The organism is Amycolatopsis sp. NPDC050768, assembly GCF_040654155.1.
Lineage (GTDB): Bacteria > Actinomycetota > Actinomycetes > Mycobacteriales > Pseudonocardiaceae > Amycolatopsis.
Genome location: NZ_JBFAHL010000001.1, coordinates 233,623 through 249,447 on the forward strand (window position 1 = coordinate 233,623; position 15,825 = coordinate 249,447).

Below are 15,825 nucleotides of genomic sequence, written 5' to 3' on the forward strand. Positions count from 1 at the left end.
TCAGTGGATCAGTGGATCTCGTAGCCGTCGAGCCAGACGGCGTGGGACAGCCAGTGGGCCGACAGCAGCGCGCGGTTGCGCAGGTCGTCCATGTCGTCGCCGACGAAGTTGACGTGGCCGAGCTTGCGGCCGGGGCGGTCCTGCTTGCCGTAGAGGTGGATCTTCACGTCGGGGTAGCGCGCGAACAGGTGGTGCACGCGCTCGTCCGGGCTCATCTGCGGCGTGACGTCGGCACCGAGCACGTTGGCCATCACGCACGCGGGCGCGACGAGGTCGGTGCGGCCCAGCGGGTAGTCGAGCACGCCGCGCAGGTGCTGCTCGAACTGCGACGTGCGAGCGCCGTCCATCGTCCAGTGGCCGGAGTTGTGGGGGCGCATGGCCAGCTCGTTCACGAGCAGGCCCTTCTCCGTCTCGAACAGCTCGACGGCCAGCAGCCCCGTGACGTCCAGCATCGACGCGATGCGCAACGCGAGGTCCTGCGCTTCGTGCACGCGCTCCTCGGACAAGCCGGGCGCGGGGGCGAGGACCTCGGTGTTGATGCCGCCGGTCTGCACCGTCTCGACCACCGGGTACGCGGCTCCCTGGCCGAACGGCGAGCGGGCGACCAGCACCGCCAGCTCGCGCTTCATCTCGACCTTCTCCTCGACCAGCAGCGCCGTGCTCGCGTCGAGCAGGCGCGGCACCACCTCGCGCGCGTGCCGCGCCGTGTCGAGCATCCAGACGCCGCGCCCGTCGTAGCCGCCGCGAGCGGCCTTGAGGACCACCGGCCAACGGTGCGCCGCGCCGAAGCTGATCACGTCGTCCACAGTGGACACCTCGGCGAACGCGGGGCCGGGCACCTCCATGCCGGCCATCATCTCGCGCATCACGAGCTTGTTCTGCGCGAACCCGAGCGCCGATGGCGCCGGCCGCACCACGACGCCCTCCATCACGAGCGTCAGCAGGTGCTCACCCGGCACGTGCTCGTGGTCGAACGTGAGCACATCGACACCCTGCGCGAACTTCCGCAGCGCCTCGAGGTCGGTGTGGTGCCCGATGACGACATCGGACGCCACGAGCGCGGCCGAATCGTCCGCACTCGCCGACAGGACCCTCAGCGACTGACCTAGGGAGATCGCCGCCTGGTGCGTCATGCGGGCCAGCTGCCCGCCACCCACCATGCCCACCACGGGAAGACCGGTTCGTTTGTCCATAGCGCCGCTCAGGTTACTTGGCGAGACCTGGCGGAGCTGCGGGTACCGGCTCAGTGAGCCGCGCCACCAGCACCCGCGGCCAGCCGCGCGCGTCCGTTCCGCTCCCCGGCCGCCGCCTTGGTGCGCGCGGTCAAGTGCTTCACGACGTACTCGGCATCGCGACCGGCGCCACCGACGAGCATCGACGAGAACGCCCACTGGAACGACAGCCCCACGAAGTACAGGCCCGGTGCCGTGGTCGCCACGCCGCGCTCCTCACGCGGCCAGCCGGAGCCGTCCGTGACGGATGGGTCGATCCAGGAGAAGTCCTGGCGGAACCCGGTGCACCACACGATGTTGGCGACGTCGAGCGCTCGGCCGTCGCCGAGGACGGGCGCACCACCGCGGACGCCGGTCGTGCGGTCGGCGACGAGCTCGACGCCCTCGCGGGTCAGATCGGCGCGCTTCACCCGGATCAACGGTCCGCCGTGCGCCCGGATCTCGGACCGCATTGCACGGCCGAGCGGCGTCCGCAGGGTCATCAAGTGTTTGGCCGCGAAGAACAGCACCGGGAAGATGACCCGGGCCGGGCGCCGGTTGATGTCGAACGGGAACTCACCGCGGATCGGCCCGCTGAGCACCGTCGGATGACCCGCCCGAGCGGCCTCGTACGCGATGTCGCCGCCCGAGTGCGAAGCGCCGACGACCAGCACCGGCCCGGGCTTCAGCTGCGCCGGGTTGTGGTACTCGCTGGAGTGCAGCTGCCGGATCCCGGGGTCGAGCCCCCCGGCGAACTCCGGGACCCGCGGCGCACGGCCGAAGGTACCTGTCGCGACCACCACGTTGTCGCAGGTGAACGTCGTGGTCCCGGTGGTCACCTCGTAACCGGCCTCGGTTCGCCTCACGCTCTCCACGCGCTGCCCACCCCTCACGGGCAGCGAGAACCGGCGAGCGTAGGTCTCGAGGTAGTCCGCCATCTCGTCCTTGGTCGGGTAGTGCATCGGCGGACCCGGGTAGGCCATGCCGGGCAGCCCGGCCGCCAGGGCCGGGGTGAACAACCGCAGCGTGTCCCAGTGGCAGCGCCAGTTGTCCCCGATCCGGTCGTTGCCGTCGAGGACCACGAAGTCGCGCCCCCGCCGCGCGAGGTAGTGGCCGGCTGACAGGCCCGCTTGCCCCGCCCCGATGATCACGGTCTCGGTGCGCTCGTGCTCGTTCATCAGTGACACCTCCTGACCAGCACGTTAGGAGCCGCCCGCGCGGTCGGCATCGAACAGCCGTACCACTTCGGTCCGGGGCGGGATGGTCCGTCCGTACCACGGGTCAGATGAGGTGGTGCTGCACCGCGTGGGTGGCCGCGGCGGCGCGCGAGGGCACGCCGAGCTTGGCGAACACGTTCTGCAGATGCCGGCGCACGGTGTGTTCGCTGATCACCAGCCGCGCCGCGATCTGCCGGTTCGACAGCCCCTCGGCCACCAGCGCCAGCACCTGCAGTTCCCGCTCGGTCAGCGAGGTGGGCGGCGTCGGCAGAATCGGCGGAACGCTCGTGCCGGCGCCGAGCCGGTGCAGGACCTCGCGCGCGGTGGCGAAGTCCACCTCGGCCGCGTCGTCATCACCCGTCAGCTGCCGGGCCCGGCCGATGAGCAGGCGCGAGCGGGCTCCGTCGTACGGCGCGTCCAGCTCGGCCCACCCCTCGCACGCGGTGCGCAGCTCGGCCAGCGCGGCCGACGGATCGCCCTCCGCCAGCAGGACCGAGCCCCGCGCGTGCGCGGCCGTCGCCCGCAGCAGCGGCATCCCGATCTCGGCGGCGATCGCCGTCAGCTCGTCGGCCGCGCCGCGGGCGGCACCCGGTTCTCCGGCGGCCAGCACGATCTCCACCTGCGCCGCGAGCATCCGGGCGCGCACGAGGTGGTCGTCCGCCGCCTCGGCCACGGCGTGGCCGATCGCCGAGACAGCCGCTGCCGTCCGGCCCTGGGCCAGGCGCAGCAACGCGCAGCCGGGCTGGGTGGGATGGCCGTACTCGCCGGCTTTCCGGTAACCGTCGTCGGCCGCGGTGAGCTCGCCGCGCAGCCGCCGCAGCTCGGCCTCCTGGTACAGCGCCATGCCGAGCGCCGGCTGACGGCGCAGGCCGGAGAGCCGCTCACCGGCGCGGCGGGCCTCCACCAGGGCTTCCGGCCACGCGCCGAGCGCCTGCAGCACCTGCGAACGGTGCACCAGGCACTGGCCGCGGAACAGCACCAGGTCCGGCTGCGCCGCGCACCACGCGCTCAGCGACGCCGTCCACTCCTGCGCCCGGATGACGTCGAAAACCTCGTGGCAGCCTTCGATCGCGCTGCAGTAGACCACTCCGGCGGGGATCGGCGACACCTCGCCCGAGGTCACCGAGACCATCGCCTCGTCGAGCAGGGCCAGTCCTTCGGCGGTGCGGTGCAGCTTGATCAGGGCCCGGCCCTGCGCGTGCCGGCCCAGCGCCAGCAGGTCCGTGTCGCCGAAGCGGGAAGCGATCTGCACAGCGGCGGTGAACGCGTCGTGCGCGCCCCGGGTGTCACCGCCCTGGATGCGCTGCAGGCCGACCGGGACGAGGAGGTAACCCCGCTCGACGCAGTCCAGGCCGTGCTCGTCGAGCAGCCGCCGCGCCCGCGCCAGCCAGCCGTTCGCACGAGCCGGCTCACCCCGCAGCAGCAGTGGCAGGGCCAGGAAAAACGCGCATCGGGCAGCCTCGGCCGGCCCACCATCCCGCACGTACTCGAGATACGCGCGCTCCCGTGATTCGAAACTTTCGTCGTCGTGCCCGAGCAGATATGCCGCCGTCGAAAGGCGCACGAGATCTTCCGCGGTGAGCGACGCACGGCCTCCGGTGAGCCGTGTGTACACCTCCCGCCACGCCTGTCCGGCGAAGGCCCGCTCGGCCGTCTCGCCGTTCACCACCGCCATGCACCTCCCGGCAGTCGTTCCACTGTACGACGCGGATTCGACGCTGGGGAGCGGCGATGCTATTTCGCCAGCCTCGCCACGGGAGAGCTCAGCCGGAGCTCGCGCACCGCCAGGCCGACGATCGTGCAGGCCGCCGCGACGACGTAGGCGTTGCCGAGGATCGACCAGCCCAGGCCCCACGTGAACTCGACGTCGGCGCCGTTCGGGACGAGCATGACGACTTCCGAGGCGAACAGGGCGGTGGCCGCGAGGGCCCACCAGCGGCGACCCGTGGTGACGAGCAGGGCGATCAACGGCACGGCCCACACCCAGTGGTGCGACCAGGAAACGGGCGAAAGCAGCAGTCCGTAAAACGCCGTCACCAGCAGGGCGGCCTTCGGTTCGCCCCTGCGGTGCAGCCGGATCACGAGCCACACGGCGGGCACGGCGAGGACCGCGCCGACGGCGACGGCCACCGTGAGCGACCACGGGGCGAGGGCGGAGGCGCGGTTGACGAGGCCGTTGAGCGACTGGTTGAAGATCCACGTGACCGAGCCGACGCGGCTGGGGTCGGTGGCGGACTTCGTCCAGAAGAACCACGCGTCGTGCGGGATGACGGCGAACATGACGGCCTCGAGGCCGACGAAGGTGGCCAGTGCGCGCAGGCCGTCTTTCCAGCGGCCGGTGAAGAACAGGTGCGGCACGAAGATCAGGGGCGTCAGCTTGATGGCCGCGGCGACGCCGACCAGCATGCCCGCCCGGCGTGAGCCGCGCAGCGAAAGCACCAGAACGTCGACGACCACGAACGCCATCAGGATCAGGTTGATCTGGCCCAGGAACAGCGTTTTCCACACCGGTTCCAGCGCCAGGGCCAACGCGGTGCCGCCGAGGAGCCACCAGCGCGAGGGGCGCGCGACGACCGCGATCACCACGGTCAGTGACACCACCGACAACACCGTCACCACGCCCCACACCAGCCCGGCCGGCACGAGGGCGAGCGGGAGGAACAGCGCGGCCGCGGCGGGGGTGTAGGTGAACGGCAGCCGGACCCAGTCGGGCAGGGTCGTGAGATCGCCGGTGGTGTAGAGCGGCTCGCCTTTGAGCAGGGTCAGCGCGCCGCCGCGGTAGACGGCGCTGTCGGCGCCGAGGTGCCGGTGGGTGAGCCAGACGGCGGCTCCGAGGACGAGTGCGAGGAACGGCAGCGCCAGCAGGCGCGGGTCAGTGAGCCGGCGTGGCGTCGGCACGGTCCGCGGCCTCCCCTGAGCCCGAACCCGATCCAGAACCGGAATCCGGCCCCGAATCCGGGCCTGGGCCCGAACCGCGATTACGCGCCCGCCGCTGCAGCCCCCACCGCAGGATCAAGGCAACCCCCAGCACCACCGGCATCAGGATGTACGCGTCACCGAGGACGTTCTGCCACACCTTCCAGTGCAGCTCGACGTTGCGGCCGTTCGGCAGGATCAGCAGCACGCAGCTGACGAACACGAACGCCACCAGCCCCGTGCCCAGCCAGCGTTTCCACGCCGTGGCGGGCGTCGTCTTCGGCAGGCGCGACACGAGCAGCACGATCAGCGGCGCCACCCACACCCAGTGGTGCGACCACGAGATCGGCGACATCAGCAGCGTCCAGAACGCCGTGACGAGCAGTGCGGCCAGCGCCTGGCCCTTGCGGTGGAAGCGGATCAGCAGCCACAGCGCCGGGATCGCCAGCAGCAGCCCGATGCCCATCGCCGCCTTCGACGCCCACGGCGCGAGGTCGGTGGCGCGGTTCATCAGCGCGTTGAGCGACTGGTTGCCGGCCCAGTGCACGGGCCCGATGCGGCCGGTGTCGGGCAGCGTCGTGGTCCAGTAACGCCACGCGTCGTGGGAGTTGATCAGGAACATCAGGCCCTGCAGGACCACGAACGTCGCCAGCCCGCGCAACGCGTCCTTGCGGCGGCCGGTGATGAACAGGTGGCCAAGGAACACCAGCGGCGTGAGCTTGATCGCCGCCGCGACGCCCACCAGCACGCCGCCCCACCGGCTGCCGCGCGCGCCGAGCACGAGCATGTCCAGCAGGATCATGGCCATCAGGATCAGGTTGATCTGACCCAGGAAGATCGTGCGCCACACCGGTTCCAGGCCGAGGAAGACCACGAAGAACACGATCGTCGACCGCGCGGGCGAGGCCCACCACCGCGGCCCGTCCTCCTCCGGCCTCGGCAGCGCGCCGATCGAGATCCGCACGGACAGCGCGAGCGCGCCCAGCGAGACGGCCGTCAGGAACCCCCACGCCACCTGCGTCGGCACGAGCGCCAGCGGCACGAAGAACAACGCGGCCGTCGGCGGGTACGTGAACGGCAGCAGCGCCCACCACGGTTCGGTGGACAGGGTGTTGGTGTCGTAGAGCGAGTCCCCGTGCAGCAGGGTGAGCGCGCCGCCGCGGTAGACCGCGCTGTCGACCCCCAGCCCCCACTCGTGCGTCCAGCCCCAGATTCCGACACCTATCGCGACCAGCGGGATCACCGACAAGATCAGGATCGACCGCGGCCGCATCGACAGTCTGGCGAGTGACTTGCGCAGGGCCAGACGAGGCTGGACAGCGCTCGCCGGAACTTCGCCGTCGACGGCGGAGGGTACGGTCCTGGTCACCACACCAGGAAATCATGAACGCGCCGGAGCAGGCCCGATGGGTCGGGCCGGGGCCGAGCGTCAGCCCCGGGCGAGGTCCGCCAGCAAGTCGCACGCACGGTCGTGCGAAGCAGGCAGGCGGACCGCCGAGACGCGCGGCCGGTTGACCTCCCGAAGCTGCGCGTCGACCGACAGCCGGTCGTTCAGGGCCCGGCGCAAAGCCACTCCCCGCGAAGCCAGCCGGCCGTCCCGGCGGCACAGCACCGCGACCACCGACGGCCCCAACGTCGCGTGGCTCTCGCCGGTGTCGAAGACCGCGCGCATCGCGTCGGCCACCAAGATCATCCCCGTCAGCCGGGGCCAGCCGGACACCGCGGTCAGGTCCATCGCCACCACCAGCAGCACGTGCTCGTCGGCCGCACTCGCCCGGTAGACCTCCGCCAGCCGCGTCCGCAGGTACGCGGCAGAAGGCAACCCGGTCAACGGATCGGTCACCTCGGTGTGCACGAGCTGATCCGTCGCCACGTCCGCCCACGCCAGCGCGGTCACGCGCAGTAACCGCGCCGGTGTCGCGTCGACGTCCGGTGAGACAAAGCCGTCGACCGCGTCCGGGTCGGCGAGCACCGCGTGCAGCGCGGCCAGGTCGGACAGCGTCTCCGCGAGGTTCGCGCCCGCGGCGGCCCGGGCTCGACCGAGGCCGGCCAGCGCCGTCTCCGCGCCCGTCGCGCCGTGGCGGACCACGGCGGCGCACACGGCGTCCACTTCGGGCAGTGCCCAGTCGCTCGGGAAGCGCCACCCCGCGGCGAGACTGGCGGTGCGCCATCTGGCCCGCAGCGCGCGCAGGTTCCGATCCCGGTCGAACCGGGCGCGGGACTCCTGCTCGCCGGCGGGACCGGACAGTGCCCCGGTCGCCGGTACATCCACTGGCCACCGCTCCTTCCCGGTCGATGTCGATCTTGTCCTGCTCCACTCAGGGGACGTGACACCACCGTCCGCGTGACGGCGTTCCGGGGTCTTTTTCGCAGGACGGGCGCAGCGACACACCCCAGACCCGGGTGAACTTGTTGCGCCGACGGAGTCAACACACCGACCACGAGGTGACGCGTATCGCCGCGTCCGTCACACTTGTGCTCGCGTTACAGAGGTAGATCGTGGCTGGCCAGGCCGCGTGCGCCAGATGAAGGAGCCTCGTGTCCACCGTTCCCGCCGATCTGTCCGGTAAGAGCGACACCGAGCTGATCGCCGAGGTCCGCTCAGGGAACATCGCCAGCTACGGGCCCCTTTACGAACGCCACAGCCGCGCCGCCCACAACCTCGCCCGCCAGCTCGCGCGTTCGAGCTCCGAGGCCGACGACCTGGTGTCCGAAGCCTTCTCGAAGGTCCTCGAGACGCTGCGCGGCGGCAAAGGTCCGGACACCGCGTTCCGCGCCTACCTCCTCACCGCCCTGCGCCACACCGCGTACGACAAGACCCGCCGCGACCGCCGCGTCGACCTCAACGAGGACATGAGCGACGTCGGCGGGGCCATCGGCGAGGCGCTCACCGTGCCGTTTTCCGACACCGCCGTGGCCGGGCTCGAGCGCACGCTGGCAGCGAAAGCGTTCGCGCGGCTGCCGGAACGCTGGCAGGCCGTGCTCTGGCACACCGAGATCGAGCAGCAGAGCCCGGCCGAGGTCGCGCCGCTGCTGGGCCTGACCGCGAACGGCGTGTCCGCGCTCGCCTACCGCGCCCGCGAGGGCCTGCGCCAGGCGTACCTGCAAGTCCACCTGCAGGAAACCGCCGCCGAACGCTGCCACGCCACGGCCGAGCGGCTCGGCGCGTGGACGCGCGACGGGCTGTCCAAACGCGAACGCTCCCAAGTGGAGAACCACCTCGACGAGTGCGAGGACTGCCGCGGGCTGGCGGCCGAACTGGCCGACGTGAACGGCGGCCTGCGCGCGATCATCGCTCCGATCGTGCTGGGCGGCGCCACGCTGGGTTACCTCGCGACGATCGGCGCCGCCAAGGCGAGCGCGGCCACGGCGGGTGCCGCCGTGGGTGCCGGCGCCGCCGCGGCGGGTGGTGCCAAGGCCGGTGCCGCAGCCGCAGCTTCCGCGCCCCGCCAGTTCGCGGGCGTCGCGGCTTCGGGCGCCGCCATCGTGGCGACGGTGGCGGTCGCGCTGGCCGCGGCCGGCTCGCCGCAGGAGATCCCCGTGGCCGCGCAGGTCCCGCCGCCGGCCGCCGCGCCCGCGGTGCCGCCGGCCAAGCCCGCGCCTCCCGCGCCCCCGGCCCCGCCCGCACCGCCGCAGGCGCCGCCGCCCGCGGTCCCCGCGCCCCCGCCCGTCCAGCCGCCTGCCGCGCCGCCCGCGGCACCGCCGCCCCCGGCGACACCCGCGGCGGCGAAGATGTCGGCAACCACTCCTTCCGGTGATCTCGAACTCCAGCCCGGCGCCGGACCGGTGAACCTGCCGATCACAGTCCGCAACGACGGTGGCAGCCCGTCCGACCCCGTGCAGGTCGCGTTGAACCTGCCGCCCGGGGTGTCCGCCGTGCCAGCGGGTGGCGGTGGCGGTGCCGTGAGCGGCTTCTCGCGCCAGGCCGAAACGCCGGCGACGACCCAGCTGAGCGTCGACTGCCCCGGCGGCACCGGCACCGTGACGTGCAAAACGGGCTCCGGCCTGCAGCCCGGCCATACGGCCGTGCTCACGTTCCGTCTGCAGGCCGACGACTCCGCGCAGGGCGGCACCGTCACGGGTTCGGTCACGGCGGGCGCGACGATCAAGGTCGCCGTGAGCGTGAAGGTCACCGTGAAGTCCCCGCCCGACCTGCTCGCGCTGCAGGCCGACACCGACGGGCTCTCGGCGTTCCCGTGGACGCGCAACCCCCTCGTCTACGTCCGCGTCCGCAACACCGGTGACACCACGAAGCCGGTCACGGTCACGTTCGACCACGCGCTGTACCAGTCGTGGAGCCTCAGCGGCTTCCCGTGCCACTCCACGGACACGGGCGCCACGTGCACCACGCGCGGTGCGCTCGCACCCGGCCAGCACGTGAACCTGTGGGTGCGGCTCAAGGGCCGCCCGGCGCACAACGCGGCCGTGACCGTGAACGCGACACTCGGCAAGGCGGCGCAGCAGGCCAAGGTGTCGTTCGGCTGCTGGCTCAAGATCTGCGACGTGCCGTACCCGACGACCGGAGTCCCGCCGACGCCGTCTACTTCCTCGACGACGACCCCGGAGACCTCCGAATCGTCCAGCTCGTCGAAGAAGCCGCCGCACCGGAAGCCGACGCCGTCGAGCACCCCGCCGGCGAAGCCGACGGACCCGGTCACCACCACCCCGCCGAGCACGCCGTCGACCACCACGAGCGCGCCCCCGACCCCGGGAAGCGGCAACTCCGGCAAACCCGGCGAGACCCCGCCGTCGATCGAGCCCCGCGGCTTTTTCGACTGGCTGAGGGGGTAGCGTCGTCCAGGTGCGAGGGTTCCTGGCGAAGCACCGCGAACTGCTGCGGTTCGCCGTGGTCGGCGGGATCAGCTTCCTGATCACCACGGCGATCACCTACGTCCTGAAGTTCACCGTGCTCCGGCAAAACCCGGTCACGGCGCTCATCATCGGCGTGCTGATCGCCACGATCTTCTCCTACGTCGCCAACCGCGAGTGGTCGTTCCGCACGCGCGGCGGCCGCGAGCGCACGCACGAGGCCGCGCTGTTCTTCCTCATCAGCGGCATCGCGCTGGGGCTCAACGCGTTGCCGCAGTGGATCTCGCGCTACGTGCTCGACCTGCAGCAGCCGCACCTCACGCTGCTCGGGCAGGAAGTCGCCGACTTCGTGAGCGGCATGATCATCGGCACGCTGCTGGGCACGCTGTTCCGCTGGTGGGCGTTCAAGAAGTGGGTGTTCCCCACGGAGGGTGCCCGCCTGCGTGCGATCAGGTCATCGGACGATGCGGACATTCCCGGCAGGAAGGCCGCCTGAGACCCGCGGTGACCTCGGGTTCTCTAAACTGGGCGGCGTGACCGTTGTCGAGACCGTGCTGGCCCGCACGCCGGAGCCACTGCGCTCGGTGCTCATCAAGCACCGGGAGATGCTGAAGTTCGCGATCGTCGGCGGGACGACTTTCGTGGTCGACAACGGCGTCTGGTACCTGCTCAAGCTCAGCGTCCTCGAGTCGAAGCCGACGACCGCGAAGGCCATCGCCATCATCGTGGCCACGATCGTGTCGTACGTGCTCAACCGCGAGTGGTCCTTCCGCACCCGCGGCGGACGCGAGCGGACCCACGAGGCCGCGTTGTTCTTCGTAATCAGTGGCGTGGCGGTGGTGGTGAACCTGATCCCGCTGTACGTCTCGCGGTACGTGCTGCACCTCGAAGAGCCGTTCGTGTCGAGGTTCATGCAGGAGTTCGCCGACTTCGCGAGCGGCTCGATCATCGGCATGCTGCTGGCGATGGTGTTCAGGTACTGGGGCTTCAAGAAATGGGTCTTCCCGGCTGAGCTGGGCGAACGCCGGCGCGAGCAGGTCACGCGGCTGCCGCGGTAAATTGGTTGCTCGTCGACATGCACTTGTCTAACGTCATGTTTGTTGTTGTTGCTGTTGCTTCTTGAGACGCCACCCGGGGTCGACCGGGCCGGTGGGACGAATCCGAGGTGGTCGCCGAGCGCGAAGAGGACCGCACCCGTTCACGGGTGACGGTTGGAACCTTTTCCCGTCTCGTGCCCTCGCACGCCCTCGTGCGGTTTTTGTTCTGTCTCAAGGAGTTCTTTTCGTGATCCTCGTTCTCGGCGCCACCGGCAAGGTCGGCCGCGCCCTCGTTCCCGCTCTGCTGGACGCCGGTGCCTCAGTCCGCGCCCTCACGCGCGACCCGGGCCGCGCCCGCATCGACCCCCGTGCCGAAGTGGTGCGCGGCAACCTCGACGACGTCGGTTCCGTGCCACTGGACGGCGTCTCCCGGGTGTTCGTGTTGACCTCCGGCCACGGTGGCGACTCGGCTGCGCAGGAGACCGCGCTCGCCGGCGCCGCCGCCCGGGCCGGCGTCACCCACCTCGTGAAGCTGTCCACCACCGGCGTCCACTTCGGACAGACGGACCCGATCACGCTCGCGCACGCCCGTGCGGAGCAGGCGATCCGCGAAGCCGGTCCGGCGTGGACGATCCTGCGCCCCGGCGCGTTCATGGACAACCGCCGATTCTGGCTCCACTCCGCCCGCACGGACGGCGCCGTGTACGTCCCCGAAGGCGACCCCGCGTCGGCCCTGGTGCACGTCCGCGACGTCGCCGCCGTCGCCACGCTCGTGCTCACAACCCCCGGCCACGAGGGCGCCACCTACGAGCTCACCGGCGGCGAAGCCCTCACACCCGCCCAGCAGGTCGCCATCCTCGCCGACGCGCTCGGCCGGCCGGTCCGCTATGTCGAAGAGCCTGAACCCGCCGCCCGCGCGCGCATGCTCGCCCTGGGCTGGCCGGCCCAGGCGATCGACGGCGCGTTCGAGCTCAAGCGCCAGTCGGCCGGCCGGGAGGACGTCGTGTTCGACACGGTGGAACGGCTGCTGGGCCGCAACCCGCTGACGTTCGCCGACTGGGCCAGGGAAGTCGCCGGATGACCAAGCAGGGGACCGGTCCCCGGCCGCAGCTCTAGCCTCGGCCCCCGAAAGGGGGGCGCGAGGTGGACCAGGAACCGGCGGTGCCCGAGGTCGTGGTCGTCATCGGCGCGGTCTGGCTGGTGGGCATAACCTGGTACACCATCGCGAAGATCCGCTCGTCCAGGACGTTTCGCCGCCAGCAGGTGCTTCAGATCGCCGGGATCAGGGAAACGAAGCCGGGTCCCGCCGAGCTGGGTGCGCTGGTGTCGGTCCACCGCTCGGAGGGCCGACACCGGCGGCGCCGGGTCGCGCTGCGGGCCACGCTGATCGGGTTCGTCGGGCTAGCGGCCGTGCTCTGGATCGACTTCACTGCGCTCGGCGACGACTCAGGCGACCACGTGGTGCCGATCGGGGGCTTCGCGGCGCTGGCCGGGCTCGCGTTCGCCGTGCTGGCGAGCGGCATCAGCGTCGGCGTGCGCGAGGTGCGGCACGGCGACGAGGAGTTCCGCCTGCACGAAGGCGGCTTCGTCCACACCGACCGCCACGGCACGCGGACGGTCAAGTGGGCCGACGTCGCCTATGTGCACCAGCGGACCGGCGGCACGCGCTGGACCGCCGTCGGCAAGCTCGAACTCCGCGACGGCGCGCGGATCGTCGTCGCGGGTCTGGTCGAGAACTGCTCATTGCTGCTCGAACGGGCGAAGCTCGCAGTCCACCTCGGTCGGTACCCGCGCCGCTCGGCCTAGCGCGGCACCGGCTCCGCCGGCCAGCGGACCTCGCCGACATCGTCCGGGCGGGGCACCTTCAGGAACAGGCTGAAGATCGCCGGACGCTTGTTCGACAGTTCGAGGCGGCCGCCGTCGGCTTCGACGAGGGCGCGGGCCAGGGCGAGGCCGACGCCGGTGGAGCCACCGCCGGAGAAGCCGCGTTCGAAGATGTGCGGGGCGAGCTCGTCGGGCACGCCGGAGCCGGTGTCGCCGACCTCGATGACGACGGTGGCGTCGGACTCGCCACGGCGCGCGGCGAGAGTGACGGTGCCGGCACCGTGGCGCAGAGCGTTGTCCAGTAGGACTCCGATGACCTCGCGCAGGCGGCCGGGGGTCGCGCGGGCCATGAGGCCGTCGGCGATCTTCAGGCGCAGGTTGCGGCCTTCGACGCGCAGCAGCTGGCGCCACTCCTCCGCGACTTGCGGCAGCGTCGCGTGCAGGTCGACGGGCTCGGCGTCCACCTCGCGAGCCGCGCGGGCGGCGGCGAGCAGCTCGTCGAGGGCTTCGGCCAGGCGGTCGGCCTGCTCCTGCGCGGCCCGCGACTCCTCGACGACGTCGGGGTCGCCGTGCACCGTCAGCGGTTCCAGCCGCAGCTGCAACGCGGTGAGCCGGCTGCGCAGCTGGTGCGAGACGTCGCCGACGAGCTGCCGCTCCCGCTGCACGAGCTGCGCCAGCGCCGAGGCCGACGTGTCCAGCGCCTCCGCGACCATGTCCAGCTCGGCCACGCGGTAGCGGCCCGGGTCGGGCCGGAAGTCACCGCCGCCGAGGCGCGACGCGCGGTCCGCGACGTGCCGCAACGGTTTCGCCAGCCGGCGCGCGGTCACCGTCGCCACCACCGCGCCGGTGCCGACGGACAGCACCACCAGCAGCACCACGAGCAGCGTCACCTGCGTCTGCTTCGTGCGGACGGGACCCCTGGGGATCGACAGGACCACCTCACCGTGGCGTGCCGTCGGCACGATCTCCACGACCGGGTCGGGCCCGGGGTTGACGCCGAGGTGCTTCTCGATCAGCCCGTCGCCGCGGACCTCCAGGAACCCGCCGTGCGGCACGCCCACGCGGAACTGCTGGATGTCGATGTCGTCGCCGTTGGCGACCTGTGTGTCGACGGTCGCGGCGATCACCCGCGCGCGTTCGGCCAGGCTCTCGCGGTTGAGGTTCTCCACCAGCCGCCAGGCCGTGACGCCGAGCGGGATCCCGAGCACGGCCGCGGTCACGAGCACGGCCAGCAGGATCGCCATCAGGATGCGGCGGCGCATGCTCATCGCGCGACGCTATTCGACGTTGAAGCGGAAGCCGACACCGCGGACGGTCGCGATGCGCCGTTCGCCGTCGGAGTGCGTGGACTTGGCGGGGCGCCCGGCCGCCTCGTCGGCCGCGACGGCGAGCTTGCGCCGCAGCCAGGACATGTGCATGTCGAGCGTTTTCGAAGTCTTCGACTCCAGCTCGTTCCACACCTCGGCGAGGATCTCGTCGCGGCTCACGACCTGGCCCGCGCGCGTCATCAGCACGCGCAGGAGCTCGAACTCCTTGTTCGCCAGCTGCACCTCGTGCAGGTCGACGGTGACGAGCCGCGCCCCGAGGTCCATGCGGACACCCCCGGACTCGAGCACCTCCGGCACCCGGCGGCGCAGCAGCGCGCGGATGCGGGCCAGCAGCTCCGCCAGACGGAACGGCTTGGCCACGTAGTCGTCGGCCCCCGCGTCGAGCCCGACGACGAAGTCGACCTCGTCGGTGCGGGCGGTGAGCATCAGCACCGGCAGCTCGGTGCCGCCGGCGCGCAGTCTGCGGCACACCTCCAGCCCGTCCATGCCCGGCAGGCCCAGATCGAGCACGAGCAGGTCGACGCGGTGGGCGGAGGTGGCGCCGAGCACCGCCGGTCCATCGGTGACGACCTCGACCTCGTACCCCTCTCGCTGCAGCGCCCGGGACAGCGGCTCGGCGATGGTGGGATCGTCTTCGGCAAGTAGGACCATGCTCACCTCGCCAACCTTACGGCGAACACCCGTGAAACCATCGTGACCGTGCCTGGCTACGAGGATGATCTGACCCTTGCCACCCGGCTGGCTGACGCCGCCGACGCGATCACCACAGCGCGTTTCCGCGCGCTCGACCTCTCGGTGTCCCGCAAACCCGACCGCACTCCGGTGACCGACGCGGACACCGCCGTCGAGGACGCCATCCGTGCGATCCTCGCCACAGAGCGCCCCGGCGACGCGGTCGCGGGCGAAGAACGCGGTGGTACGGCCGGCGCGACCGGCCGCGCGTGGGTGCTCGACCCGATCGACGGAACCAAGAACTTCCTGCGCGGCGTGCCGGTCTGGGCCACGCTGATCGCGCTGGTCGAGGACGGTTCGCCCGTCGTCGGCATGATCACCGCGCCGCTGCTGGGCCGCCGCTGGTGGGCGTCGCGCGGCGACGGCGCGTACAGCAGCGACACGGCCGGCGTGCGGCGGCTCGCGGTGTCGGCCGTGGCTTCGCTGGAAGACGCGTACCTCTCCACGACGGACCTCAACACGTGGACCGAGTACCACTCCCGCGAGAAGTACCTCGCGCTGACGGAGGCCTGCTGGGAGAGCCGCGCGTTCGGCGACTTCTGGCAGCACTGCCTGGTGGCGGAGGGCGCGCTGGACCTCGCGGCGGAGTGCATCGTGAACCCGTGGGACGTCGCGGCCGCGCAGGTCCTCGTGACGGAGGCCGGCGGGCGGTTCAGCGACCTCACGGGCGCGGCGACCTACGAGGGCGGCTCGGCGTTGTCGAGCAACGGCGCGCTGCACGACGCCGCGCTGGCCGTGCTCAAGCGCTGAG

14 protein-coding genes are annotated in these 15,825 nt (G+C 71.7%); 6 read left to right on the top strand and 8 right to left on the bottom strand.

The window, feature by feature from the left end; translation table 11 throughout:
- Positions 1–8: 8 nt before the first annotated feature.
- The 6 genes from AB0H62_RS01160 to AB0H62_RS01185 form a co-directional block, all read right to left on the bottom strand.
- Positions 9–1,193 carry a 5-(carboxyamino)imidazole ribonucleotide synthase gene (locus AB0H62_RS01160; RefSeq protein ID WP_360583412.1) on the bottom strand — a complete coding sequence of 395 codons (1,185 nt, stop codon included), beginning with the start codon at positions 1,191–1,193 and terminating at the stop codon, positions 9–11.
- Between the two features lie 50 nt (positions 1,194–1,243).
- Positions 1,244–2,389: an NAD(P)-binding domain-containing protein gene (locus AB0H62_RS01165; protein ID WP_360583414.1), complete on the bottom strand. Its 1,146-nt coding sequence runs from the start codon at positions 2,387–2,389 to the stop codon at positions 1,244–1,246.
- Positions 2,390–2,492: 103 nt separating this feature from the next.
- Complete coding sequence (locus AB0H62_RS01170; RefSeq protein WP_255638664.1) at positions 2,493–4,103, bottom strand: LuxR C-terminal-related transcriptional regulator; 1,611 nt, start codon at positions 4,101–4,103, stop codon at positions 2,493–2,495.
- A 59-nt stretch (positions 4,104–4,162) separates the two neighbouring features.
- Positions 4,163–5,293 carry a glycosyltransferase 87 family protein gene (locus AB0H62_RS01175; protein WP_255638785.1) on the bottom strand — a complete coding sequence of 377 codons (1,131 nt, stop codon included), beginning with the start codon at positions 5,291–5,293 and terminating at the stop codon, positions 4,163–4,165.
- A gap of 7 nt (positions 5,294–5,300) precedes the next feature.
- Entirely contained in the window at positions 5,301–6,713 is a 1,413-nt protein-coding gene (locus AB0H62_RS01180) for a glycosyltransferase 87 family protein (protein WP_360583416.1), read from the bottom strand.
- A gap of 60 nt (positions 6,714–6,773) precedes the next feature.
- A complete protein-coding gene (locus AB0H62_RS01185; protein ID WP_220246340.1) occupies positions 6,774–7,616 on the bottom strand; it encodes a GGDEF domain-containing protein in 843 nt (280 codons plus the stop codon).
- A 266-nt stretch (positions 7,617–7,882) separates the two neighbouring features.
- Between AB0H62_RS01185 and AB0H62_RS01190 the strand changes: the two genes are divergently transcribed.
- The 5 genes from AB0H62_RS01190 (at position 7,883) to AB0H62_RS01210 (ending at position 12,996) form a co-directional block, all read left to right on the top strand.
- Positions 7,883–10,135, top strand: coding sequence for a sigma-70 family RNA polymerase sigma factor (locus AB0H62_RS01190; RefSeq protein WP_360583418.1), 2,253 nt, complete (start codon positions 7,883–7,885; stop codon positions 10,133–10,135).
- Positions 10,136–10,145: 10 nt separating this feature from the next.
- Positions 10,146–10,649, top strand: a complete 504-nt coding sequence (locus AB0H62_RS01195; RefSeq protein WP_220246338.1) for a GtrA family protein — start codon at positions 10,146–10,148, stop codon at positions 10,647–10,649.
- A 37-nt stretch (positions 10,650–10,686) separates the two neighbouring features.
- The gene (locus AB0H62_RS01200) at positions 10,687–11,211 is read left to right on the top strand and encodes a GtrA family protein (RefSeq protein ID WP_354871113.1); all 525 of its coding nucleotides are present in this window, start codon (positions 10,687–10,689) and stop codon (positions 11,209–11,211) included.
- Between the two features lie 226 nt (positions 11,212–11,437).
- The gene (locus AB0H62_RS01205; RefSeq protein WP_360583421.1) at positions 11,438–12,271 is read left to right on the top strand and encodes an NAD(P)H-binding protein; all 834 of its coding nucleotides are present in this window, start codon (positions 11,438–11,440) and stop codon (positions 12,269–12,271) included.
- Between the two features lie 62 nt (positions 12,272–12,333).
- The gene (locus AB0H62_RS01210; RefSeq protein ID WP_360583423.1) at positions 12,334–12,996 is read left to right on the top strand and encodes a hypothetical protein; all 663 of its coding nucleotides are present in this window, start codon (positions 12,334–12,336) and stop codon (positions 12,994–12,996) included.
- On the opposite strand, the gene AB0H62_RS01215 is transcribed toward AB0H62_RS01210, so the two are convergent.
- Positions 12,993–14,276 (bottom strand): ATP-binding protein, encoded by a 1,284-nt coding sequence (locus AB0H62_RS01215; RefSeq protein ID WP_220247367.1) that lies wholly within the window; start codon positions 14,274–14,276, stop codon positions 12,993–12,995. The two genes, AB0H62_RS01210 and AB0H62_RS01215, sit on opposite strands and share 4 nt — an antisense overlap.
- 15 nt (positions 14,277–14,291) lie before the next feature.
- A complete protein-coding gene (locus AB0H62_RS01220) occupies positions 14,292–14,993 on the bottom strand; it encodes a response regulator transcription factor (RefSeq protein ID WP_220247366.1) in 702 nt (233 codons plus the stop codon).
- 42 nt (positions 14,994–15,035) lie between these two features.
- Between AB0H62_RS01220 and hisN the strand changes: the two genes are divergently transcribed.
- Positions 15,036–15,824 (top strand): histidinol-phosphatase, encoded by a 789-nt coding sequence (gene hisN, locus AB0H62_RS01225; RefSeq protein WP_360583425.1) that lies wholly within the window; start codon positions 15,036–15,038, stop codon positions 15,822–15,824.
- The last annotated feature ends 1 nt before the right edge of the window (position 15,825 follow it).